Consider the following 25706-nt stretch of genomic DNA (forward strand, 5'->3'; position numbering starts at 1 on the left):
CGTTATGCTGCTGGAATAGTAGGCACTGCGGCTAATAATTCTTTGGTATACGGATGGCTAGGGTTGGACAGCACTTTCATTGTGTCACCGTATTCTACGATTTTGCCTTTATAGATCACTAAAACTTCGTGTGCCAAGTAAGCGACTATAGATATATCATGGGTAATAAATAAATAGCCTAGGCTGAGTTGCACCTGCAAGTTTTGGAGTAAATTGAGGATTTGCGCTTGTACCAGCACATCAAGTGCGCTAGTCGGTTCATCCCAAATAATAAATTGAGGATTTGTCGCCAGTGATCGTGCAATGCAGATCCGCTGTCGTTGCCCACCCGACAACTGATGCGGATAACGGCGGACATAATCTGCCGGCAAAGCGACCTGTTGCAACAGTGCTTTTAATTCATCGTCCAAATTATTGCACCCTCTACATTCTAAGGCTTCACCCAATATCTGTGCCACAGACATCTTGGGATTCAGAGAATAAAAAGGATCTTGAAATACAATTTGTGTCTGTGCTCTAATATCAGCTACGGTCTCGGCATCGCCATTGTTCGAAACAATGCGTATGCTACCACTCGTCGGACGGTTAAGTGCTAACAGAGCTCTAGCTATCGTTGTTTTACCGCTACCTGATTCACCAACCAATGCCAAAGTTTTTCCGCGCTTGAGCGTAAAAGAGACGCGGTCCACCGCTTTGACGGTATGTTTTCTTTGTTTTAATAATCCGCTACGCTGCTCGAAATTCACCGTTAAATCACTAATTTCTATTTTGCCATCAGTTAACTGGGTAGCAGTTATCCGTGTTTGTGGTTGCCCTTCGCAGGCTAATAAATAACCGCGCTTAGATTGGTCGGGAAGCATACTATAGAGGCTACGGGTATAATCACTACTCGCTTTCTTGAAAAATGCATCGGCATCGGCTTCTTCCAAGATACTCCCACGACGCATCACCGCAATACGCTCAGCAATTTTGCTGACTATCGCTAGGTCGTGGGAAATGAATAGCATTGCCATGTTGCGTTGCTTGCGTAGATTATTGAGCAGTTCAAGTACTTGTGCTTGTGTCGTGACATCCAACGCGGTCGTCGGTTCATCGGCAATCAATAAAGTAGGATTTGCTGCCAGCGCCATGGCAATCATTGCGCGTTGTTTCATGCCGCCAGACAGCTGATGTGGATACGATTCAAACACTCGTTCGGGATCGGGTAATCCTACATCTTTCAATAAGTCCAGTGCGCAACTACGCGCCATCGCGCCGCGTAGTTTACGATGCAGAGCCAGCGGTTCTAAAATCTGCTTACTTATTTTCATCACTGGATTAAATGAGGTGATAGGTTCTTGAAACACCATAGCGATCTTGGCAGTACGGTAAAAGCGCATCTGGTAGGCTGGCAGCTTTAGTAAATTAACATCACCAAGATGTATAGCGCCTGATACGATGCGTAAGTTCGGTGGCAACAGGCGCAATAATGCGAGTGCGGTCAGCGATTTACCCGACCCCGACTCACCGAGCAACGCAAAACTTTCCCCGGCAGCGATGTTAAAGCTGATGTTGTCAACCAATACGCCGCCCGCACTAGGATCGATCGTTTCAATCGTCAAATTGCGAACGCTTAACAACGGCTTCATTTTGCTGACTCCGCAGAACGCGGATCAAATGCATCTCTAACACCGTCGGCGAATAGATTAGCACACAGCACCAAGCCGAATAGAAATATCATCGCCGCAAGTAATGGCCACCAGACAATGGGTTCTCGTGCCATCTCCAAACGCGCACTGTTGATCATATTACCCCAACTGTGCATCGTCGGGTCAACACCTATATTGATATAAGATAGTACTGTCTCGGCTAGCACCAAACCGCTGAAATCCAGTGCGATAGTAATGAAAACAATATGCATCACATTCGGCAGAATATGACGCAGCAGTACCTGCCAGTGCGGAATACCTAACACCTGCGCTGCTTCTATATAATTCATTTCTTTAATCTTCAATGTCTCGGCACGCAACAGGCGGCATAAGCCAGTCCAACTAGTGATACCAAGTATGCCACATAAAAACAGCAATCTCAAATCAGATCGCTCGCTTAGATTGGTGAATTGTTCGGCGTTTTGATCCATATATACATTCAACATTAAAATCGCAGCCGCAACCAACAGCACACCAGGAATAGAATTCAGAGTGGTATATAGATATTGAATAACATCGTCTATCTTACCCAAGAAATAGCCAGCGCATACACCCAATACAAGTGCAAAAGGTAACATAATCAGGGTAGTCAATGTGCCAATTAAAAATCCAGTACGGATGCTCTTAATCGCTTGATAGAGCACATCTGAACCGATTTTATCGGTGCCAAATACATAATAGTATTGACTCAAAAAACCAACTACTGATATGACGATAATCAACGACATCATTGTCAACATCACTGCCCGCCACGGCAGTTCATGATGGTCGTGTATCAGCATAGACATTACTCGTAGCCATCGCTTATCGGCGCGCTTTGCATAGAACCAGCAGAGTAATGCATAGATTATCACTGCCCACACTGCACCGAAAATTATGCCGTGCAAAATATGCTTAAATATATCCCAATTTTTTTGTTGATCAGGATTCTCTAGGTGAGCACCGCCGTGCTGCAAACGCGGGTAATGCTGTTTAGTCATACCGTCTGCAGTATAAAATTCTTTTACATAAGCGCGGGTTGCAAATGGAGCCGAATAACTCTTCTCGCTACGAGTGCGCAGCGACCATAGCAATTTATCCAGAGCACTCAATACTTCGTTTGAATACACTACTTCGCTATCTGCAGCGCTTTGTTCTAGTGGTTCTTGAAAATGTAGTGAGTCTAAAAATGCTACTAGGAAATAAAACACTAAAATCACCGCACAGACCATCGCTGCTTTGCTGCATAAAAGTTTCCTCCATATCGCACGCAGATGTGCGCGCGTGCGAGCGTAATAGAAATAAGCGATGAACAGCCCTATCAGAACGAAAAAGAATGCATCACTCCATAAAATAACCGGCTTAATCATTCTAAACGCACTCTAGGATCTACCAGGGTATAAGAAATATCAGTCAGCAGTAAACCGATGATATATAAAAACGAACCTAAGAAAACCATCGTTCGTACAATGGCAAAATCTTGGTTGGCAATCGCATCTATCGTATAGCTACCAAGACCGGGAATACCAAAGAAGGACTCTATAATCAAGCTACCCAGAAACAACAATGGCAAAATAACGACGACGCCGGTCAGTATCGGGATCATTGCATTAGGCAATATATGATGGAATAAAATATAAAAGTCGCCGAACCCTTTAGCTTGGGCGGTGGTGACATAATCTTTGCTGACTTCCTCGAGGAAAATAGTTCTATACCAACGACTGCCGGCACCAATGCCACTGACAACACCTACAATGACTGGTAACACAACGAATTTAATCGCACTCAGACTGTCATCGTAGCCCGATATTGGCACCAATTTGAGTAGCTTGGCAATCAGATATTGACCACCAATGATATAAAACAGTGCCGAGATAGACATCAGGACCACACACAGCAACACCGAACTGAAATCTACATAAGTCGCTCTGAAGAAAACCATCAGTAATGCAAAGCTAATATTGACTAACAAACCTATCAGCAAGGTTGGCACGGCAATTGCCAAGCTCGGCCACATGCGCTGTTGGATATCGTGCGTAATGTTGCGACCATTGTCGGAGAGACCGAAATCAAACGCAAACAGGCGTACCGATTTGACATAGAAGATGGTATCACTTAGGACACCCCAACCTTGTTGCTCGCGGTTGTATAGCAAAGGTTTGTCGTAGCCGCGCTCGCTCTTCCAAAAATCTATCTGCTCCTGTGTGACATGACGATCACCTAGGTGCATGCGAGCAATATCTTCAGGGGTGTTAACGACAAAGAATAACGCGAAGGTCAATAGATTGACCCCTATCAGAATAGGTATCGCATAAATCACCCGGCGTAGTAAATAGTAAATCATAATGCTGGTGCTTGTTGTCGTTTTTTATGCACATATATGGCTGGAATAATAAAGACGAATAGTAACAATATAAAAATGACAATCGGGCCTAACAACGGTTGGTTCCATTGTTGTTGCTTTTGCACGCGCAGTTCACTATCTATACTATAGTATTTTAAGTTATTATGCGCCAATTGATTTGGTTTCACATTGCCTAGCCATTGGTGATACAGTGCAAAAGATTTAGGATGAAAACCCCAAATCCACGGTGCATCATAGCGTAGTAACGCAATCATCTCATCTAATAATGCTTGCCGCTCATCACCATTGGGCATGCTCCGCATACGATCAAACATTTCGTCAAATTGCGGATTTTGATAATTGGCAGAATTGGTACCTTGATTGCCAACCTTAGCATTCGGACCATAAAATAGGAATAAGAAATTCTCTGGGTCAGGATAATCAGCATTCCATCCCCAGCGGAACAACTGAGCAGTGCCTTTGCGCATTTTATCTTGGAAACGATTATAGTCGGTATTGCGTATGACCAGCTGTACACCTAAGTTATCAAATTGCTTGCGCAACCAGTTCAACCAGGCCTTGGCGTCTGGTCCCACACCTACCGAATCAAAATGTATAATCAACGGCTTTTGGGTTTGCTGATCGATACCGTCCTCATAGCCGGCATCGGCTAGCAGCTGTTTGGCTTCGGCAAGGGATTTGCGTTGCGCTTGTCCGTTCACCCAATCGTAAACATAAGGATTGACTCCAGCCGCTCCTTCGCGACTGCCAAATATACCAAGCGGTAACGGACTTTGTGCTGGCAAGCCACGCTCGTTTAGGAATATTGAGATATACTCTTCAATATCTATTGCAATAGATATTGCGCGGCGTAGTTTTCTAGCGCGCTCACCATTGCCACCGATAGTCGGATCGAGCATATTGAACCCTATATAGATAGTCGACAATTGATAAGAAACCGATAGTTCGATACCTTTAGCAGACATATAGTCAGTTAAATCCAACTCACCCTGCTGTCCTATCTGTATCGCTTGATCAAAGCTATCAGTACTGATGCCAGAACTGTCGTAATAGCCTTGCAGAAATTTATTCCAATACGGAATGCTCTCTTTCTCCAAGCTATAAACCACTTTATCTAAAAATGGCAATCGTTTGTTGGCATCTTGCAAAAGATTGTTTGCTTGATCTCCAAAGTCACCTTCGCTAGGATAGTAATCATCTCTAAAATTAGGATTGCGCTCCAGTATCATACGCAAATTGGGATTATTCTCAGTCATCATAAAAGCACCGCTACCGACTGGGAACCAGTCTAATACGATATTACGCTCCTGTAATAACGGCTGATTATAAAACCGCTCTGCTTCCCACGGCATCGCCGAAAAAAATGGCATCGCAAGCCAATAAATAAATTGCGGATAGTCGCTGCTTACCGTTATTCTATAACGATAATTATCAATCACTTCTAAGCCAGCCATTTCCTCGTTGCGCAAATCGAGCCAGGCTTTAGCGTCCTCTGCTCGGCGCAAGTCAGCGATACGCTCACTGAATTCGGAGAAGCCAACGATATACTGGCCGAGAATACTAGCTATCGGTGAGTGAAGAACCGGATCGGCTAAGCGCTTAATCTGATATACATAATCGGATGCGGTTAGTTCGCGCGTTGCCCAATCATCAAAATCGGCTAAGCGCTTGATTTCGGCAGCTTGCTGCTCAGAGATATTATGATATAAATAACCCTCTGCATCAGTTGCGAATGCCGGGTGCGGTTGAAACAAAATAGCCGGCTTTATTTCTACTTCGTAGACGATATAACTTGCCTGTGCCTCATCGCTGATATTGCCTTGCGCATCGAGATAGTATAAATCTGGCATTGCGCTTGCGGTTAGCGGGACGAGTTGATAAGGTCTCTTCAAATAATGGTATTGCAACACTGGCTCGTATATTTGCCCAAGTATCGCATACTCATTGCTACTATATGCGCGCGCTGGATCTAGATGTTTAGGCCGCTCGGTGAAACTAGAATAAAGCGTATTGTCAATTGATGACTGATAAGGTTTATTCCATACCTCACCGCTACAAGCCGACAATAATAACAAGATAATCAGAGCACTGTGTTTGATGGTGTCGTGAAGCATTTGCATATTATATTACTATTAGCCGCAGCCGATAATGTATAACAATCTAGCAGCCACTGATAGACTGCTCACATCAAGCTGTTATCGCAAACACAGTGCAGTTAAAAAAACTGCAGAGGATAACCTCACTGAGTAGAACCTCTCGCTGACTCTACATTTAAGTAGCACAACCAGTCATACTGACCAGTTATACTACATGTTCTAGGGTGCGGATGGTATCACGGATAAAAAAAGGGGTAGATGCACTACCTCTATGGCTTGATAATTTTCATTGTTAAATGTTATTGTGACTTTTCATTTTTAAAGGGTTGCTGGTAAAATTTCTAGTTGGTTTACATTGTCGATAATTTTTTTGTGCTCCATGCTATCCATAGGAATTAAACCTCTCTCTATAAGATAGCCGTCCGCACCCGTTGCCTCAGGACTAACAAATGCTTTAGCATACTCAATAATTCCTGGTACTACACCTATATGTTGCTTTTTAATATAGAAGTATAAAGATCTAGAGATCGGATAACTACCGTCGGAAATTGTTTCAAAGACTGGGCTCACATCACCGATAATCGAACCCTGCACGACATCCATGTTCTGCTCCAAGAAACTAAACCCGAAAACTCCAAAAGCATCGGGATTAACACTGAGCTTTTGCACGATAAGATTATCGTTTTCACCTGTTTCCACATAAACACCGTCTTCACGGATGCTGTGACAACGCGCTTTGTAGGCATTCTTATCGCTGCTCTTCATCGCTACAATCCAGTCAAATTTTTTGCAACCACCTTCCATCGCAAGCTCTGCAAAAGCATCACGGGTGCCGGAGGTTGGTGGAGGACCTAAAACCATAATCTCCGCGTTAGGTAGATCAGGATTAACATCGCTCCACATTTTATGTGGGTTAGGCACGAATGACTCTGAACCATCAGGATTTGGTATATCCTTGACAAGAGCTAGATAAATGTCTTTTAGGTTGATTTTCATTGCCTCAGCTTTTTTAGAATTAGCTAATACAATACCGTCATAACCTACTTTTACTTCAATAATTTCGGTTACACCGTTTCTATGGCAGCTATCAACCTCGCTTTGCTTAATACGACGAGATGCATTGGTGATATCCGCGGTCTGTACTCCGAGTCCTGAACAAAAGAGTTTCAAACCACCGCCTGAACCAGTGGCTTCTATTTTGGGGGTTTTAAAACTTGTGGTTAAACCGAAGTGTTCAGCTACCACAGTTGCAAACGGATATACGGTAGATGAACCGACAATGGATATCTGATCTCTGGCATCGGCAGCACCGATAACAAAGAGACACAATCCAACGAAAGTTAGATAAGATCGAAGTTTTTTCATTCCACACTCCATATTTGTTAATCATGACATTGCCACATGATGTTCGGCAATATAGCTATAATGACTGATAAATATGACAAGAATATGTAAAAATGGAATTATCCTAGTTTTTGCTATCAGTAAAAGGTTTAGTCGCCGAAGATAATCAAAATGAAGATAACAGCCGATTATAAAACTATTATTTTTAGCCGTTAGCAGTAACATTTCGGTAAAATACGCTAATTATGGAATATCAAATAACCGTACCCAATGTAGATGACTTTGATGTTGTCGAGATCAGCGAGATTTTAGTCGCCGTAGGTGACACCGTGAATGCCGACGATAGCGTTGTAACCTTAGAAAGTGAAAAAGCAGCTATGGAAATTCCGTCATCTGAAACAGGTGTCGTTGAACAAATACACGCCAAGGTGGGAGATCAAGTTAAGAGCGACACCCTACTGATAACATTAAAAGCAACACAAGACAAAGACGAAGCTGCACAGGACCGCGATGAAGCGGTAGTGCCTGAGCAACCTACTGCCACGCAGCCGCCGACTGAAGCAATAACCGACCAACAAACGCGTGTTGATAAGCAAAAACCAGAACCGAAGCGCAAGCATAGTAGCACAGCACTGCGCGCAAGCCCGTCGGTTAGACGATTTGCTCGAGAATTAGGTGTTCAACTTTCGGCAGTAGCCGGAACCGGTGCTAAAGGACGCATTGTCCGAGCTGATGTAGCGCAGTACTTTCGTAGCTTAGTCTCGGCATCTGCGCCACAAACATCACTCAAACAGGTAGATTACCGGCAATTCGGTAACACTCGCGTCGAAAGCATCGGGCGTATCCCGCGCACTGCCGCCAAGCATCTACAAAATGCTTGGCAAACCATCCCTCATGTATGCCAGCATGGCGAAGCTGAGATCGGCAGACTTGAAGCGTATCGCCAACAGTTAAACAACGCCGATAATCGCACTGCCAAGCTAACCCTGTTGCCCTTCTTGATTAAAGCACTTGCGCTATCGCTAAAAGAACATCCACATTTTAACGCCTCGATAGACGATAGCGATACCCTATTGATTAGAGAGTATTACCATATTGGGTTTGCGGTGGATACTGATAACGGACTATTGGTGCCAGTCATACGAGACGCCGATAGCAAAGATATAGAAACAATAGCCGATGAAATATCAACCCTAGCTCAGCAAGCTAGAGACGGCAAATTGACTGCTAAGGCTATGTCTGGAGGATGCATCACGATTAGTAATTTAGGAGGTTTAGATAGCGGGGCATTCACGCCGATAATTAACGCACCCGAAGCTGCAATTTTAGGTATCAGCCGCAGCCGCATCACACCGTACTGGGACGGTAAACAATTTATAGCTAAGCATATATTACCATTGCACCTATCCTACGATCATCGTCTGAATAACGGAGTTTCTGCAGTAGTTTTTCTCAGCTATTATAGTAGTTTATTGTCTAATCCTAAAGCTTTATAATAAATAATGCATAGAAAGCCGCCTGCTTCTCCAAACACAAATCGCTTAGCCGTCATCGGTGGTGGTCCTGGTGGCTACAGCGCAGCATTTAGGGCTGCCGATTTGGGATTTGATGTCACATTGATCGAACATTATCCAATGCTAGGTGGCGTGTGCTTGAATGTCGGCTGCATCCCTTCTAAAACATTGCTACACGCAACTGCCGCCATCGCTACAGCACTGGAATTAAAAGAACAAGGCATTACCTTTGAATCACCCAAAATTGAAATTAAACGCTTAATGGAATTTAAGAACGATGTTATCACTCGCTTAAATAGCGGACTTACTAAACTTGCACAGCAACGGCGCATTAATGTGCTGCAAGGTACTGCGCATTTTCATTCCGAAAACCAACTAAAATTGCAAGATAGCGAACAAATCATTAATTTTGATAAAGCCATTATTGCCTGTGGATCGCGCAATCGTCTTATTGCCGGTACTACAAATAATCCGCGAATAATGTACTCCAGTGCGGCATTAAATATCACCAGTGTCCCCAAGCAGTTACTCATTATCGGAGGCGGTTACATTGGTATAGAAAATGCTTTTATCTATCAAGGTTTAGGGTCCGAAGTCACGATAGCTGAGATGGAATCGCAGTTACTCAATCTGTGCGATGCCGATATCGCTAAGCCATTGATAGACCGCTTGACGCATATTTGCGATGCCATCCATACCCAAGCGCAAGTCACTCAGCTTGAAAACAACACAAAGCATATCAGTGCTGAGATTAAAACACCTGAAGGTACCGAACATAAACAATTTGATGCTGTTTTAGTCGCTGCCGGACGGTTGCCGAACAGCGATCGATTAAATCTGCAAGCCATAAATCTTATAACCGATGATAACGGCTATATTATGGTCGACGAGTGTATGCGCACGAATTTACCTACTATTTATGCGGTAGGTGATGTTACCGGGTCGCCTATGCTAGCGCATAAAGCTGCGCACCAAGGGAAAATTGCTGCCGAACATATTTCTGGCAAACGGGTCTGCTTTGACCCTAAAGCCATCCCGTCGGTCATCTATAGTAACCCGGAACTTGCCTGGGTTGGCTTAACCGAGCACGATGCGCGCAGCGCAGATATAGACTATCGATGTGCATTATTTCCGTGGCAAGCGAACGGACGCGCCTTAGGCACTCAACAAAGTCATGGCTTGAGCAAGCTAATCTATCACGCGCAGACTAAAAAATTATTAGGCGGTGCAGTTTGTGGTGCAAACGCCGACGAACTGATTGCAGAAGTTACCCTAGCGCTTGAAATGGATGCTGACCTTGAAGATATCGCAGCAAGCATCCACCCTCACCCAACCTATTCCGAGACCATAGCACAAACCGCCGAACTTGCATTGGGTACAATCACCGAACTCTACAGCGGCAAGCAGCACAAACAATAATTGGCGTCCCCAAGGGGATTCGAACCCCTGTTACCGCCGTGAAAGGGCGATGTCCTAGGCCGACTAGACGATGGGGACGCGATAAAAGTGTAAATTGTGACTATAAGCTGTTGCTATGTCAAGAGTACCCGCTACTAAAATTCTCTCGCTCTCGTTGCTAACAGTTTAGCGTAACCGACCTTTTAGAGGAACTTTGACTCAGATACCAATGCCGATATTAAGTTAGCTTTCAAAAACTTTGCGCTTAGTAAAATCTCAGATGCTTCATCCAACGATACAACAGGATAGCCTGTGATAGCCTGTAACATTTTGCTCTGCTTCAATAGTGGCGACACCTTTGCTACGACCGCCTACTAGGTCGGGTAGCACAGTCCCCCTATCCCAATCAGCCCATCTGGCGCTGAGTCATAACCTAGGCATGCATCAGGCACCTCTAAAAATATTCTAGCACTATCTTCTTTAGCTCTGAAACAGGTCGCTCTCTGAGTGTCAGTCGTTCGCCAGTTGCAGCGCTTCGCTACTGATGATGATACCGTCGCGGTCGGCGTACAACCAATCACCAGAATTGCAACTTGCACCACCGATATAAACTTGCACATTGCAGTAGCCGTTATTCTTTTTTTCACTTTTACGCGGATGGGTGGCGAGTGCTTTAACACCAATCTCTAGTGTGCCGATAATATCGCTGTCTCTGATGCAACCATTGATGACAATACCGCTCCAGCGATGGTCTATTGCAAGCTGTGCTAGCATGTCACCCAACAGCGCACAACGCATAGAAGCACCGCCGTCGACGAGCAACACTCGGCCATTGCCCGGTTGTTCTAAGGTTCGCTTAACAAACGAATTATCTTCAAAACACTGCACGGTTACAATTTCACCGTAAAAGGCGGCAACCCCGCCATAGTCGTTAAATGGTAATGTGATATAGCGCAATTGATCGCCATACTTATCACACAAATCTGCCGTTTTAATAGTCATTTTTAATAGTCATTTTCAATTTTTATCATCTGATGATTTAGTGTCAATTAAGTTTATATTTTATCGTAAATCGCTGTTTATGATAACCTCCGGCAGTTGCGCTTTCCACCATCGGTAGTGTAGCTAGAAGATCTCGTAATTGCTTGTTTCTTTCTTGCTCTTCATAAACGGTATTAAAATTTAATTCAATACCATCGCCTTTATATACTCTGGCAATTGCTGAAGTCTTTTTTATATGTTGCCAACTCGCCATCTCATTTTGAATTTGCGCCACCTTATCTGCCCACGCTGTACTATCTGTGGATAGATAATAAAGCATCACCTGCTGAGGTATATAATCAGTCAATACTTGTTTGAGTAGCAATTCATCAGCCGTCGATACTTTATCAGTGAAATTAACATTATATATTGCCACACTGCTCAGCACTGCTATCACAGCAATCGCTATTAATATCTCTATTAAGGTAAAACCATAGTTTTTACTGTCACACATCGCTAGCCCTAGTAATCTCAAATTAGAATGGATGCCTATTTTGAGTTACTATTTTGAATCGATTGAATACTAGGTTATCGGATTTTAAGACGAACGGCTAGGTATAACCGATAAACGGTTGATTCACGCTACCAATGGCTGTTGATGAGAGTGAACTAGGGAAATAAACTACTGATAGAACGAGCCTGATGAATGCTTTCGATCGCTTGAGCAAGCATTGCCGATACACTGATCTGACGGATTTTAACGCATTTTGTCGCGCTATCGGAAAGCGGAATGGTATCCGTGACGACCACCTCGTCAATCACCGATGCGTCAATACTATCTATTGCTGAACCAGATAATAACGGATGGGTTGCATAAGCACTGACCTTAACTGCACCGTTTTTCTTTAACGCAGTGGCAGCTGCACATAATGTTCCGGCAGTGTCTACCAGATCATCTATGATAATACACGCTTTGTCTTTCACGGTGCCAATTACATTCATCACTTTGCTTTCGTTAGGACGAGGACGACGTTTGTCAATAATTGCCAGATCGGAATCATCTAAACGCTTCGCCAACGCCCGCGCCCTTACCACACCACCTACATCAGGCGACACAATGACTTTGTTGCCCTTATAGTGTTGATTAATATCGTCCAGTAATACTGGCGAAGCATAAATATTATCTATAGGGAAACTAAAAAAGCCTTGTATTTGGTCGGCGTGTAAATCAACGATGAGTGCGCGATCGGCTTGTACACTGCTAATCATATCGGCAACAACCTTAGCTGAAATTGGAACTCTGGCATAGCGGACACGGCGGTCTTGACGACAATAGCCGAAATACGGCATCACTGCGGTGATACGCTCAGCGGATGCGCGATGCAGAGCATCTATCATAATCAATAGCTCAATTAAATACTCTGCCGGCGTACATATCGGTTGGATAATAAAAACATCTTTACCTCTGACATTCTCAAGAATTTCTATATGCACTTCACCGTCGCTGAAACGATCAACAGTGGCTTTACTTATTTCAATTTTTAAGTGTGCAGCGATTTTTTCGGCAAGTTTAGGGTTAGCAGTGCCGCTAAATAATGCAATTTTTGCTCTGTAGTTTTCCATAATCTGTGTGAAAGGTAGTGGCTGGGCCGGCAGGATTCGAACCTGCGAATGCCGGGATCAAAACCCGGTGCCTTACCGCTTGGCGACGGCCCAAACGAGCATCTCTACTATAGATTGCGCATATTACCATAGTTTACTGGGATTATGTCGGCGATTGATTAATACCGCGGGCAATAAAAGATTGTAAATACGATGGATGATCCTCAGACAGTGCTATCGCTTGTTGCTCAGTTTCGGATACTGCAAAAAAAGCGCCGCCGCTGCCGCTCAAATAAGCAGTGCTACGATCGTTTAACCAATCCATAGCATCTGCAATCAGCGGATATCGATGCCTGATGACTGCTTCAAATACATTGATGGTGCGCCCAGCGAAGTAATCTTCAATAGACACTACAGTGCAGTCGCGTTTGAGTTTAGCAGCTTGATACATAAGCTGCGTATCACAACGGTACGGTGGAATAAACACCGTATACCAGCGGGGTGGTAAATCAACCGCCTGCAAGCTATCCCCTATGCCCTCACCCCAAGCACTGTGTCCGGCGATAAACAAAGGGACATCGGCACCTAACTCTTTACCGCAAGCCATCAGTTGTTTGTTATCCAGTCGACAATCCCATAGTCGGTTTAGCGCCTTAAGTGTAGTAGCCGCATTGGAACTGCCACCCCCCAAACCAGCACCCAGTGCAATATGCTTATGCAAGTAGATATCGGCACCGACTGATACGCCCCTATACTTTTGTAACAAACGCGCCGCTTTGAATACCAAGTTATCGTGGTATGGAATATCTATATTACAATTTATATTTATCTCACCGCCTGAGCGTAGTTCAAAGCTAAGTTCGTCGCAATAATCTATGAGTTGAAATAAGGTTTGTAATTCGTGATAGCCATCGCAACGACGCTTATTAATATGTAGAAATAAATTCAGTTTTGCTGGTGCTTTGTAGTTCAAGACTCGTTAACAGATAGAGGTTTTAATCGCATTTTGCGTTAACTGCCGAGACCGTATTTGTAGCCACAGCTGTGTTTGTCTATCGCTTAAAGTGATATGACTAGGTAACTCGTTCGCACAATCGTCTTGGCGATAATCCGCATAACGGATAGCCCAACCATCTTGCTCGTATGATTCTAATAAACCTTGTCTGTTGAACTCAAGCTGATTATAGCTGACAACCGGAGCCGGTGCACCAGATAACCAATAATGCAGATTATCTAGCGGCACCTCAACTGCGAGTATCGACTTAATCAATAGCGAGGCGTTTGCCGCTTGTCTGCGGTATCCTTTAGCATCCACTGCCGATACGCTACCGTCATCTAGGCTCTCTATCAATAACAAACGGCGGCCGATACGATCGCTGAAAATGATACTAAAACTATCGTCGCTTTGCTGCCACTGCATAGTCCCTCGCCAACTCAAATCTTTATGCTTCAGAGCAATCCGCATCTGCATATTCCATTCCTTAAGTGCGACGGCACGCGCCTGTAGAGTAGCGATTTTAGAATCGCTGACATCGTCTTCCAGTATTATAGTTTGCCGCGCACAGCCGACGAATAACGGGCAGAGTATTAGCAAGAAAAAACAAACTTTAACTAAAAGAACTTTCACGACTTAAATTCAATCTAGTCATCTTGATATCTTATCAATTTCAATATAGGTTCGGCACCCATCTCTTATCTAGCTTTGGATAGCGAACTTCAATATCCCTTTTATTGCTTCACCGGCAAGCCAAATAATTGATTATACAGATCTAACAAGTAATCGCTGTCGGGGAAATCGGTCAACGCTTCGTTGAGTAGCTGTGTCGCTTTGCCTTGCTTTTCCATTGAAAGTAAAATCTCCACCCAATGTCCTAAGATCTCGTCGTCGTGAAAAACTGATGCTGCTTTGCTTATATAGCGTTCTGCCAGTTCCAAGTTGTTGAGGCGAAATTCCAACCATCCCATGCTATCGATAACTGCTGGATCAGTAGGGTTTAACTCGTAGGCACGGCGTATATATGTGCTTGCATCCTCAAGTTGTTGATTGAGGTTGGCAAGCGTATAGCCGAGTGCATTGAGTGCTTGCCAGTTATCATTATCAAGTTCTATCACCCGTTGCATATCTTCAACAAATGCATCGATTTGCTCCATTTCTAATCTCAACATACCTCTTGCATAGAGCAAGCTAAGTGAGTCGGGATAACTCGCCAACGCTTCGTCATACAAAGACAACGCCTGATCCTTAAGTTCATTTTCTCGCAACGCACTGGCCTGGGTGATGTAATAACGTATACGCTCGTCTTCGCTGTCAATCAAATCTCGCAGTGCTTGAAATTGTTCGTTGCCTTTATCAAGCAAGCCTTGTTTATAATAGATTTTAGCAATATTGAGTCGCGCCTCAGTGCGTAGACTTTCTAATCCTACCGCACGATAATAGCTTATTGCCAATCGTAGATTACCACTTTTTTCTGCTACTGCGCCTCGGTAATAGTTTGCAATTTCTGAATTGCCGCCGAGTTGCAAGTAGCGAGCCAGCAGTAGATCGGCCATGAACAGGTTATCCTCACTAATATTAAATGCTATATATTGCAATATAAATGTTGCTTGTTCTGAATTCAAATCGTAAGCTGTTTGATAAAATCCTTGCGCCGGTAAGATATGTCCGTATTCTTGTAAAGTTAACGCTGCTTTGGCTTGCAATAAAAAGCTTTGCTGGTGTAATGCCGCTTGCTCGCTGAGCCACGCCAGAGCTTCCTTATCTTTACTCAAGGCAAATAATATGTCGGTCTTTAAGGCAATCGCTTTGATTAAATCAGGTTTATATACCAGTGCCTGTTCGATATTGGTTAAAGCTTCCGGGTAGCGCCCGTAATAAAAATCTAAATATGCCCGCAACCAATAAATCGCTGCCTGACCGGGCACTGCTTGCTCAAATTTATCTAAGATCTCTTGGCTTTTTTTAAGCTCTAATGTTCCCAACAACGGTAGCATCGGTTGGCGCTCAAAGCTGTTGTCATCGGCAAGCAAAATTTCTATATGTTGCAGTGCTTTTTCGTAGTCTTCCAGTTGCAGATAAATCAATGCTATCACTTGATTAAGTTCTCGGTCTTCGGCATCCAAGCGATACCAATTCTCAGCTATTGCCCTTGCCTTTTCGTAATCTCCTAAGTTCACCGCCAATGCAATAGTCGATCGATAAACCTCCCGGTCTTCGGTTAGCAACGCCGCTCGATAATAATGTTCTAATGATTGTTGCTTGTCGTCTAGCTGTATAGCAATCTCGGCGGTTAGTAGTTCGTAGAATTGGTCGGCGAGCAATTTGCTTTGCCGATCGGCGCTTCCCATACTAGCGCACGATGTCATAAAAATTGCGAGCAAAACTATGACGCTGTGTCGGACTATATACATGAAAGAATTGAGATACATATTTATCACTGCAAAATGAAAATCTACTGCCTATTATGCCTTATTTAGCGAGCTACGCCTTAAAGTTTTATTGATAAATTTTAGGCTAACCAGAGAGAGATATGTTTGTGTTACAATTATAATTTCAACAATAGAGAAAAAATATGTCAATGATAGCTTTATATCATTTAGTGAAATAGAGAAGGTGGCTGCTGATGTTGCAAGTTTACACTGCAGGTATTATGAATCACTGATAAACTAAAAATCAACAGCGGCCGCCGCATAGATGCACTAGGTGTAACCATGAATCAATTGAAGAAACAGTTCTGCTATTTGTTTATTTGCTTAGCCTCTGTCCAAGCAACTGCCCAGCCTTACGCACTACCCGATATCAGTGACCCATCATACGCCGTAATGAGCCTCGCCGAGGAGAGAAAGCTGGGTAGAGTTATCCTTGCCGAAGCGCGCGCTCAGCTACCGATTATCGAGGATATAGAAATCCAAAGTTATCTGCGGCAACTAGGACAAAGAATACTTGCCCACAGCAAAACAAATCATATAGATTTTCACTTTTTATTAATAAAAAACCCAACTATCAATGCTTTTGCTACCCCTGGTGGTGTCCTGGCCTTCAACGACGGTCTCGTGTTAGTCTCGGAAAACGAAAGCGAGTTAGGTGGTGTGGTGGCACACGAGATAGCGCATGTCAGCCAACGGCATATAGCCAGACGGCAAGCGTTGAGTAGTGGTTCCGGTCTGATCAGCTCGCTGAGCATCATTGGTGCGATTATTGCCGCTGCTTATAATTCCGAATTAGCCGAATTGACTTTATTCGGTAGTGCTGCGCTACCGGTAGAAAGACAGCTAAGCCATAGTCGTAACTTTGAATACGAAGCGGATCGCTTCGGCATGCAGTTGATGGCTGCCGCTGGGTTAGATCCTTGGGGTATGCCGGCGTTCTTTGAAAAATTACAAAGAAAGGAAAGCCGAGGTTTGCAAATAGAGTTTTTACGCACCCACCCATTGACTATCTCTCGTCTCTCTGAAGCACAACAGCGCGCAGCTAGCTATCGCAAAACTTTTACCAAAGATAGAGCGGAATTCCAATATGCGAAAGCGCGCTTGCTAACAATCAGCAAAATAAGCGAGTCGCCACAACACGCCGATGAAGACATCCAAAACTACCACCGAGCGCTGGTGTTGATAGAAAGACAACAGCCTAGGCAAGCGCTGGAATACTTAGAAAAAATACCTGTCGAACAGCATCATATACCAGTTAAATTAGCTTTTGCTCACGCCTATAGGATTATAGGAAACTGGGATAAAGCAATCGCGATACTAGACGAACTAAACGAGCTGCATCCTGGTCGCGCAGCGATTATTTATTATTTAGCGTTAGCGCTATTCAAAAGTGGACAACAACAAAAAGCCTTAGCGGAAATAAACGCAGTAGCGGCTCTACACAATTATTATCCGCAATTTTATACACTAGGTGCGCAGGCGGCATCGCAACTCGGGCAAAACGGTGTGTATCACGAATATCTTGCCGACTATTACACAACCGAAGGCCGCCTAGAAGCAGCATTGCAACAGCTGACCCTTGCCGAAAGAAGTAACAGCTTGCATCATTCAATAAGGGCGCGTATCGCTGCGAAACGCAAAGATATAGAAGAATTTAGAAAAGAGATGTCTCTCTAATCGAGCTAAATCCCTGCTTAGCCTTGTTTTCTTAAGCACGCTTTGAATAATTTAGTTAGCTGCGCAGGATTTGCTTTGCCTTTGCTGATTTTCATAGCCAGCCCGATAAAATAAGAGAGTACTTTTTCTTTGCCGGCAAGATATTGCTCCACTTGTTGTGGATTATTTTTAATGATCTCATCAACGATACCATTGAGCCAGGCATCATCGTTAATCTGCTCTAAGCCTAATGCTTCTATCACTTCGTCAGCTGAGCATTTTTGTTGCCACATTTTTTCCAGTGCGATCTTAGCATTATTTATCGATATAGTTTGTGCGTCTATTTTATCAATCAGCCCGCATAAACTCTTGGCTGATAAGGGCGCATCTGCTATCGTCAGTTTGTCTCGATTTAGCAATGCAGCGAGTTGCGTGGTAATCAAATTAGCGATGAATTTAGGCGTTGCCGAAGATCTACGCACACATTCTTCAAAGTATTCAGCCATTTCTTTGCTTTTAGTCAGTTGCTCAGCAACTTCTTTCGTCAATCTATAGTCAACAATGAATCGCTTAGATCTATTGTGTTTTAGTTCCGGTAAGCAATTGCGCACCTTGTCAATCCAGGCTTGGGTCACTCGCACCGGCAATAAATCAGGTTCTGGAAAATAACGATAATCTTCGGCTTCTTCCTTGCTGCGTAATACCCGTGTCTCATCGGCATCGGCGTCGTATAAGCGGGTTTCTTGCACCACCTTTTGGCCACTCTCTAGTGCTTCAATTTGACGGTCAATTTCGTAGAGTATCGCTTTTTCTATAAAACGAAATGAGTTTAAGTTCTTCGTCTCAGTGCGCACACCTAGCTTATCGTCTCCTTTTCTTCGTACTGACACATTGGCATCACAACGCAACGAACCTTCCTGCATATTGCCATCACAAATATCCAAATAGCAACCTATAGCGTGTATCTGCTTCATATAAGCAACTGCTTCGGTGGCACTTTCCATCACTGGTTTTGAAACTATTTCTATCAATGCGGTGCCAGCACGGTTAAGGTCGACATAACTACTTTTGCGATGTGCATCGTGGATTAATTTACCAGCATCTTCCTCTAAGTGCGCTCGTTCCAATGCGATATAGCGTATCGTGCCGTCAGCCGATTCTATAGGTATGCGCCCACCTGAGACTATCGGGTTTTCGTATTGACTGATTTGGTAACCTTTAGGCAGATCAGGATAAAAATAATTCTTACGCGCAAATACGCTATACTCTGCTATCTTGCCTTCAACCGCTAGTCCGAAGGCAATTGCCATACCAATTGCTCTCTCGTTGACAACCGGCAAAATCCCGGGTAATGCTGCATCAATCATACAGCTACGCGTATTCGCTTTGCCACCGTAGCCTACCTGTGCGCCAGAAAATAGCTTGCTCGAGGTACTGAGCTGCATGTGTATCTCCAGTCCGATAGTGGCTTGCCAGTGTTGAGTCATGTGCGCGTGTATTTCTCTGGCATTGCGTTATGCCAGTTGGTTTGCTGCTGGTAGCGATGTGCTAACTTAAATATAGTACTCTCGTCGAAATGACGGCCGATCAGCTGTATGCCCATTGGTTTATTGTTGTCGAAACCAGAAGGCAGAGCTATCGCCGGCAAGCCGGCTAGATTTACTGCCACCGTGTATATATCGGATAGATACATAGTAACTGGATCGGATATTTTTTCTCCTATCTTGAACGCAGTGGTCGGCGATACTGGGGCAATCAACACATCTACCTTTTCTAGTGCTTTGGCGAAATCATCTCTGATTAAACGGCGTACTTTTTGTGCCTTTAAGTAATATGCGTCGTAATAACCGGCCGATAATACATAGGTGCCGATTAAAATGCGCCGTTTGGTTTCAGTGCCGAAACCTTCGGCGCGCGAACGAGTATACATATCTGATAGGTCTTGTGCATCTTCGCATCTATAACCATAGCGCACGCCGTCGTAGCGCGCAAGATTAGACGAACATTCGGCAGACGCAATAATATAGTAGGCAGCCACCGCATAATCCAACGCCGGTAGGCTCAGATCAACGATACTGCAACCAAGGTCTTTGAACACCGCTATCGCCTGTGTAACATTGTCGGCTATTTGCGGTGCTAACTGAGTAGATAGATATTCTTGCGCTACGCCGATGCGCAATGTTTTAATGTCATCACCTAGCCCTGCCAAATAGTCAGGCACTGGTCGTGAAGCACTGGTTGAGTCCTTTTCATCAAACCCAGCAATTGCCCTTAATAATAATGCGCAATCCTCAGCATTACGCGCCAGCACACCACCTTGATCTAAACTAGAAGCATAAGCGACCATGCCGTGGCGCGACACTCTGCCGTAGGTTGGTTTGATGCCAGTGATACCGCAAAAAGCTGCCGGTTGTCTAATCGAGCCACCGGTATCAGTTGCAGTAGCACATGGCGCTAGACCAGCGGCAACCGCAGCTGCCGAACCACCTGAGGATCCTCCCGGCACACAGTTCTCTTGCCATGGATTGCGCACTGCCCCGTAGAAGCTAGTTTCACTGGATGAGCCCATTGCAAACTCGTCCATATTAGTTTTCCCCAGCATTGGCATATGACACTGTTTTAATTTGGTAGTCACAGTCGCATCATAAGGCGCAATGAAATTATCTAAAATCTTAGAGGCACAACTGGTACGCACTCCGTGCGTACAGAATAAATCTTTATGCGCAAACGGTATGCCACTAAGCGGACGGCTTTGGTCATAGGATTGTTTATCAGCTTGTGTAGCAGTGCGCAACGCATCATCGGCAGTTACGGTAATAAATGCATTTAACGATGTATTATGATGTTCTATGCGCTCGAGGAAAAAACGCGTCAATTCAACACTTGAAAAATCACCCTTGCGCAAGCCTTTTGCGAGTTCGCTTAATGAATAGCCGAGCATCGAGTAGCTTAGTCTAATACTTTAGGGACGATATAGAAATTGTCGTGCGATTCAGGGGCAATTTTTTGTAGTCGAGCGGATTCATCGACCTCGTCCACTATATCTAAACGCATCCTTTGATACATATCCAAAGGATGCGAAAGTGGTTCTATGTCTTCTATGTCGGCAGTATTTAAATGCTCTACAAAATTCAATATCTCATTTAGAGAGTTTTTCAGAGCCTCTTGTTCTCCTTCGACAATCTGCAAGCGTGCTAGCTGAGCCAATTTTTTAAAATCTTGATTATCCATACTGCCTATTATAAGGGCACTTCCAAATCAGACATATCGAATACTGAACGCATGGTATGCCGTTGGGTTTATTTTTAGCGGCATTACAATACACTCTGCTTGACATTCTGCTTGATAAGCCGCCATGCTTTTAATTTTTCAGCTAAACTAAAGGTTGCATTGGCTGGGCTAGTGGAAGGCAACCGAGTATAGTTCAGCTTTATATTAGCAGATAGTGTGGGCAATACATATTTACCGTAGATCTGTTCGGCTTTGGTGCCATTAAAAAATACTGAGTGGATGGCACTATGATGTTTGAAAAAAGCATTAAAGTTATTCGTTTTTATACTCTTTTCCAATATATCAGCGTCCAAACTGCCGTGTCGCCGGCAACCGTCTATGACATCCCACAATGCGATACGGTAGCCAATTAATATGCGACATCTCTGGGCATAACAAAGATTTTTATCAATACCGAACAACGCATCCATAATCATCCAAAAATGATTGCGTGGATGCGCATAGTAGCGTTGTACACTCAGCGATGTGACACTCGGCATAGAACCAAGTATCAATACTTCAGCGTCGTTGGATGCAATAGGCGGGAAAGCTTTTAATTGGGCTACTTGAGTGTCAGCCGTGCCGTCATCGCCGTTACATCTAGCCATCCTTTACGCATAAAAGAATAGCAAATCATAAACTGTCGGTGAATCATGGCGAAAAGCACCCGATAAACAAAAAGTTATCGGGAGCTTTCGTCATATTCTCTGCGACTAATTTTAGAAGCCTTTGAACGGGTGTTCGGCACTATCCTTTTGTGCCGTAGCTTCCGCTACAGTCGGCTTGCCGGCAATCGCATTTTCTATTGCCAACTTAACCGCTTTATGGTTGTTTTCATAGATTGCCTCGTCGCTTTCAGCTTGCCAGTGTATGAAAACACCGACGCAAAGATAGACATCATCAGCCTCATCTTGTGGGATGGTGCCATCGGCGACACAATCTTGGACAGCTTTGGCAACGGCTGCCTGAGCGGGACCGAACATTTGCACGGCTTGCTTTTGCCCTTTAATAGTGACTTTATTAAACATCATCGTATTGGGCTTACAAGGTAAATTAGGTGCAATCACCGCCAACAGAGAGGTAAAACCATCTTTATTGTTAACTAAACCATTGCAGAAAGCTGTTTCTACAGCGGAATTGCGGGGGCCGATCAGTAAGTCTATATGGGCAATCTCAGCCATCGTCCCAGACGGATCATTATCGTTCACTAAAGCTTCGCCTACCATTACTTTATTAATTTTCATTGACTTTTCTCTCCTTATCGTCAAGTTTGATTATTCCAGTGCGACTAAAAAGATAGTCGCTACAGTCAAATCTGCCGTTGTTCCTGGGTTGATATCTCTATCCTTTAACTTGCGGTCAAGCTCAAGTAACCGAATATCTAAGCGCTCAGGTTTATCACCGCAGCAGTATTTTTCATATAATGCAGAGGCAAGATCGCATACTTCTTGTGCGGCTGCTTCCCCCCGCTTGCGTATGATTAAACTGTCTGGATACGATGCGAGCAATTTCATGTATAAACCGCTCACAGAAAAATGATTATAACCCCATTTAGAATAAAATTCAAGTAGCGCGAGGCGAGCATCATCAAATATATCTTGGTAATTATTGGCATATTGAGCAGCGATTAGATCTCGCCGATGGGCTAATTTCATCGCTTCCAGTAAAGAAATATCAGGATGGGTGCTGATATCGGCTTCAGCAACCTGCCCCAATCCGCCAGCTTCGGCAAGGCGAATTGCCGTATACACACGGCGGGCATCATCAACCGTAGTATTTGCTAGCACTTGCTGTAAAGACTGTCTGATAGATTGCTTGTTATTAAGGTAAACCGCTTGTATCAGCGGTGCACATAACAAAATAATGCCAAGATTAGTATTCATAGAGACTACTTTACGGGTCTCTTTCACGGCACAGAGTATGCGCTCACCTAAGCTGCTATGAGGAGCACAGATAGCCGCCGCACAAGCCATCGCACTGTTTATAAAGTCATCGGCGTGCATTTGACGACCTCCGCAATGGATACTGATATTGCCCGGCTTAATCGCCTCTACATCTGCCCGACACGCCGATTTGAATAGCTTTTCTAAATGTTTTGTTTGGTCAGATAGCACTGCAGTAACGGGTTGCCATAAAATAATCCACTAAATACTCGGCAATATTCACCGAACTTATTTCTTGTAAAGACTTCCATGATGGAATACTATTTATTTCAATAACTTGCAGTATATTATTAATGTCATACATAAGATCTACTCCAGCGTAAAACAATCCTACACTACGCACGGCTTTAATCGCCAGCTTTGCCATTTCATCACTGACTGCCGTATAGCGACATTCAGCACCTAGTGCCGCATTGTGTAGCCAATCTTTCCCGTATCGCTGCATCGCAGAGACAATCTGGTCACCGACGACAAAAACCCGCCAATCATGTGGCTGAGTGCTTTTTACAAATTGCTGTAGGTAGTAAACTCTCGGCTGCTCACTCTCGGCTTCAGGCAATTGCGAAATATCGCTGATAAGCTGTATATCCTTACCTTGAGAACCGAATATTGGTTTTAGCACAACAGCTTGATGCTCAGCAATGAGTCGAGCGCTAATTTCACAGGCCTTTTGGTAATCTACTGTCACCCAAGTCGGTGGTGTGTTAATCCCAGCATTTTTTAGTAAAAAACTCGTCATCGCCTTATCCACACTACGCTCTATCATAGACGCATTGTTATAAACATGCACACCGAGTCGCTCTAGACCGTGCAGTATATCTAAATAAAAAACCACATTCTCCAATGAACCACCAGGCACACCTCTAACAAAGGCACCGTCGGGCTTATGCTTGGTAAAACCAGGTAGCCTTATGTTTGGCTGGTCTTCGGTGGAAATTATGCAATCGGCTAACGAGACTATGCTAGTTTTAGCTTGGTGTGCATCAAAGGCTGCCTGTAGTTGTTGGCAATGCCAGCCGCAAGTATCGCTGATTAGAGCAATTTCTAAAGACTCTTTCATTGCGCAAAGAAAATAGCGTAAGCCAAAGCTATGACTGGAGTAAACATACCGTCTATTTTGTTTGTACTGGTGATCAAAATCTCTATACGATGTACGATGCACTTGTAAAAGTGCCGACCAAAACTTTGCTCCAAAACTTTGCTCTTAGGGCTTATCAGGCAAGGTTGTCAATAAAGACAGTCGTTATGCACTTAATAAATCGCGTTCTGGTCATACGCCTAGGTAATTTTAGCATATCGCCAAACGATATTGCGGCAAACCCTAAAGCTGAGGACTAGAAAGTTTTGTTATCGCTTACAGTGAGATAGTTGCTGTAGCGCAAGCTATGGGCTTCGGTTTTTAGGATGCGATGGCGTCATTGCGATTGACTACAACATTATCAAAGATATTTAATAAGTCCGACCACCGCAAGACCAGCACCAGCTACCCATACAATCGTACGGATGTTTGTGCGATGTATCTCTGCTTTAATGTCTGCTATAGCTACTTTTCTCTGCTGCTGGAGAGAAAGGGGAAATGAACACTGCGGGCTGGTAATCACTCAATTTAAAAACCTTATCATCAATCCGACCGCAGCGATGATTATTCCAGTATTTATTGCAACAACTGCATATATTAGTTTCGTTAGCCTGGTCTCTAGGCTTGCTAAATCTGCTTTAGTTACCATATCCTTTGATTTCGCAATATCAGCAATCACTTAATTTAAAAACCTTATCGTTAATCCGACCGCAGCTATATTCACTACGATTATTACTACAGCAGCCATATACATTTGTTTTACTAGTCTCATTTCTAGCTTTAACAAGTCCGATTTTAACTCCGACTTTACCTCCGTTATATCCTTTTTAGTCGCCACATCCCTTGAGCTCGCAATATCAGCAACCGCTTCCTTTACTGCGTCATCAGATACATTAGGTATCTGTTTCAATAAATTATATAAAGCTATTTCGGACATCTATATTTACTCCTTATGCTTATAGATAAGTTGTATCATAACCTTTTCAAGTCAGTTTTAGATAGTTTATTCCTTATATCTCTGCTTTAATGTCCGCTATAGCTACTTTTCTCTGCTGCTGTAAAGACAGAGGAAATGAACACTGCGCACTGGTAATCACTCAACTTAAAGTATCACTAACCCAACCGTAGCTATATTCACTAAGATTATTATTCCAGCAACCAGATACATTTGTTTCACTAGTCTAATTTCTAGCTTTAACAAATCCAACTTTACCTCCGTTATATCCTGTTTAGTTGCCACATCCTTTGAGCTCGCAATATCAGCAACCGCTTCCTTTATTGCGTCATCAGACACATTAGGTATCCGTTTCAATAAATTGTATAAAGCTATTTTGGACATCCGTATCGGCAATTTAGAAGGCTATAG

At 43.8% G+C, this 25706-nt stretch carries 23 protein-coding genes and 2 tRNA genes; 3 read left to right on the forward strand and 22 right to left on the reverse strand.

What is annotated here, in order from left to right:
* Window positions 1-2: 2 nt before the first annotated feature.
* The 5 genes from GDA45_03010 to GDA45_03030 form a co-directional block, all read right to left on the reverse strand.
* Window positions 3-1628: an ABC transporter ATP-binding protein gene (locus GDA45_03010; GenBank protein ID MBC6413892.1), complete on the reverse strand. Its 1626-nt coding sequence runs from the start codon at window positions 1626-1628 to the stop codon at window positions 3-5.
* Entirely contained in the window at window positions 1625-3037 is a 1413-nt protein-coding gene (locus GDA45_03015; GenBank protein ID MBC6413893.1) for an ABC transporter permease subunit, read from the reverse strand. Before GDA45_03015 ends, GDA45_03010 begins: the two co-directional genes overlap by 4 nt.
* Window positions 3034-4011, reverse strand: coding sequence for an ABC transporter permease (locus GDA45_03020; GenBank protein ID MBC6413894.1), 978 nt, complete (start codon window positions 4009-4011; stop codon window positions 3034-3036). Before GDA45_03020 ends, GDA45_03015 begins: the two co-directional genes overlap by 4 nt.
* On the reverse strand, window positions 4008-6152 hold the full coding sequence (locus GDA45_03025) for an ABC transporter substrate-binding protein (protein MBC6413895.1): 2145 nt from the start codon (window positions 6150-6152) through the stop codon (window positions 4008-4010). The genes GDA45_03020 and GDA45_03025 overlap by 4 nt, the downstream gene beginning before the upstream one ends.
* Before the next feature lie 294 nt (window positions 6153-6446).
* Window positions 6447-7493 (reverse strand): substrate-binding domain-containing protein, encoded by a 1047-nt coding sequence (locus tag GDA45_03030; protein MBC6413896.1) that lies wholly within the window; start codon window positions 7491-7493, stop codon window positions 6447-6449.
* Between the two features lie 224 nt (window positions 7494-7717).
* Between GDA45_03030 and GDA45_03035 the strand changes: the two genes are divergently transcribed.
* Complete coding sequence (locus GDA45_03035) at window positions 7718-8968, forward strand: 2-oxo acid dehydrogenase subunit E2 (protein MBC6413897.1); 1251 nt, start codon at window positions 7718-7720, stop codon at window positions 8966-8968.
* A 6-nt stretch (window positions 8969-8974) separates the two neighbouring features.
* Entirely contained in the window at window positions 8975-10405 is a 1431-nt protein-coding gene (gene lpdA, locus GDA45_03040; GenBank protein ID MBC6413898.1) for a dihydrolipoyl dehydrogenase, read from the forward strand.
* A 1-nt stretch (window position 10406) separates the two neighbouring features.
* Here the strand turns inward: lpdA and GDA45_03045 are convergent.
* The 8 genes from GDA45_03045 to GDA45_03080 form a co-directional block, all read right to left on the reverse strand.
* Window positions 10407-10483 (reverse strand) — tRNA-Glu (locus GDA45_03045).
* A gap of 411 nt (window positions 10484-10894) precedes the next feature.
* Window positions 10895-11386, reverse strand: coding sequence for a ribonuclease E activity regulator RraA (rraA, locus tag GDA45_03050; GenBank protein ID MBC6413899.1), 492 nt, complete (start codon window positions 11384-11386; stop codon window positions 10895-10897).
* Window positions 11387-11429: 43 nt separating this feature from the next.
* Window positions 11430-11879: a prepilin-type N-terminal cleavage/methylation domain-containing protein gene (locus tag GDA45_03055; GenBank protein MBC6413900.1), complete on the reverse strand. Its 450-nt coding sequence runs from the start codon at window positions 11877-11879 to the stop codon at window positions 11430-11432.
* Window positions 11880-12034: 155 nt separating this feature from the next.
* Window positions 12035-12988 (reverse strand): ribose-phosphate pyrophosphokinase, encoded by a 954-nt coding sequence (locus GDA45_03060; protein MBC6413901.1) that lies wholly within the window; start codon window positions 12986-12988, stop codon window positions 12035-12037.
* An 18-nt stretch (window positions 12989-13006) separates the two neighbouring features.
* Window positions 13007-13081, reverse strand: a tRNA-Gln gene (locus tag GDA45_03065).
* Window positions 13082-13130: 49 nt separating this feature from the next.
* Window positions 13131-13940 carry a 4-(cytidine 5'-diphospho)-2-C-methyl-D-erythritol kinase gene (ispE, locus tag GDA45_03070; protein MBC6413902.1) on the reverse strand — a complete coding sequence of 270 codons (810 nt, stop codon included), beginning with the start codon at window positions 13938-13940 and terminating at the stop codon, window positions 13131-13133.
* Between the two features lie 6 nt (window positions 13941-13946).
* The gene (gene lolB / locus GDA45_03075) at window positions 13947-14594 is read right to left on the reverse strand and encodes an outer membrane lipoprotein LolB (GenBank protein MBC6413903.1); all 648 of its coding nucleotides are present in this window, start codon (window positions 14592-14594) and stop codon (window positions 13947-13949) included.
* 101 nt (window positions 14595-14695) lie between these two features.
* Window positions 14696-16312, reverse strand: a complete 1617-nt coding sequence (locus GDA45_03080; protein ID MBC6413904.1) for a tetratricopeptide repeat protein — start codon at window positions 16310-16312, stop codon at window positions 14696-14698.
* Between the two features lie 363 nt (window positions 16313-16675).
* On the opposite strand from GDA45_03080, the gene GDA45_03085 reads away from it, so the two are divergent.
* Entirely contained in the window at window positions 16676-18070 is a 1395-nt protein-coding gene (locus GDA45_03085; GenBank protein ID MBC6413905.1) for a M48 family metalloprotease, read from the forward strand.
* Window positions 18071-18087: 17 nt separating this feature from the next.
* Here the strand turns inward: GDA45_03085 and gatB are convergent, their stop codons facing one another.
* The 9 genes from gatB to GDA45_03130 all read right to left on the reverse strand — a co-directional run bounded on the left by gatB (window position 18088) and on the right by GDA45_03130 (window position 25679).
* Complete coding sequence (gene gatB, locus GDA45_03090) at window positions 18088-19536, reverse strand: Asp-tRNA(Asn)/Glu-tRNA(Gln) amidotransferase subunit GatB (protein ID MBC6413906.1); 1449 nt, start codon at window positions 19534-19536, stop codon at window positions 18088-18090.
* Complete coding sequence (gene gatA / locus GDA45_03095; GenBank protein MBC6413907.1) at window positions 19533-20990, reverse strand: Asp-tRNA(Asn)/Glu-tRNA(Gln) amidotransferase subunit GatA; 1458 nt, start codon at window positions 20988-20990, stop codon at window positions 19533-19535. The genes gatB and gatA overlap by 4 nt, the downstream gene beginning before the upstream one ends.
* An 8-nt stretch (window positions 20991-20998) precedes the next feature.
* Complete coding sequence (gene gatC / locus GDA45_03100) at window positions 20999-21280, reverse strand: Asp-tRNA(Asn)/Glu-tRNA(Gln) amidotransferase subunit GatC (GenBank protein MBC6413908.1); 282 nt, start codon at window positions 21278-21280, stop codon at window positions 20999-21001.
* A gap of 83 nt (window positions 21281-21363) precedes the next feature.
* The gene (locus GDA45_03105; GenBank protein ID MBC6413909.1) at window positions 21364-21927 is read right to left on the reverse strand and encodes a DNA-deoxyinosine glycosylase; all 564 of its coding nucleotides are present in this window, start codon (window positions 21925-21927) and stop codon (window positions 21364-21366) included.
* Between the two features lie 111 nt (window positions 21928-22038).
* The gene (fae, locus tag GDA45_03110) at window positions 22039-22563 is read right to left on the reverse strand and encodes a formaldehyde-activating enzyme (GenBank protein MBC6413910.1); all 525 of its coding nucleotides are present in this window, start codon (window positions 22561-22563) and stop codon (window positions 22039-22041) included.
* 30 nt (window positions 22564-22593) lie between these two features.
* Complete coding sequence (locus GDA45_03115) at window positions 22594-23433, reverse strand: triphosphoribosyl-dephospho-CoA synthase (GenBank protein ID MBC6413911.1); 840 nt, start codon at window positions 23431-23433, stop codon at window positions 22594-22596.
* Window positions 23423-24322, reverse strand: a complete 900-nt coding sequence (locus tag GDA45_03120; GenBank protein ID MBC6413912.1) for a RimK family alpha-L-glutamate ligase — start codon at window positions 24320-24322, stop codon at window positions 23423-23425. The genes GDA45_03115 and GDA45_03120 overlap by 11 nt, the downstream gene beginning before the upstream one ends.
* A 697-nt stretch (window positions 24323-25019) precedes the next feature.
* A complete protein-coding gene (locus GDA45_03125; protein ID MBC6413913.1) occupies window positions 25020-25277 on the reverse strand; it encodes a hypothetical protein in 258 nt (85 codons plus the stop codon).
* 165 nt (window positions 25278-25442) lie between these two features.
* Window positions 25443-25679 (reverse strand): hypothetical protein, encoded by a 237-nt coding sequence (locus GDA45_03130; GenBank protein MBC6413914.1) that lies wholly within the window; start codon window positions 25677-25679, stop codon window positions 25443-25445.
* Window positions 25680-25706: the final 27 nt, after the last annotated feature.

The sequence above is a fragment of the Chromatiales bacterium genome, assembly GCA_014323925.1.
GTDB lineage: Bacteria > Pseudomonadota > Gammaproteobacteria > Poriferisulfidales > Oxydemutatoraceae > SP5GCR1.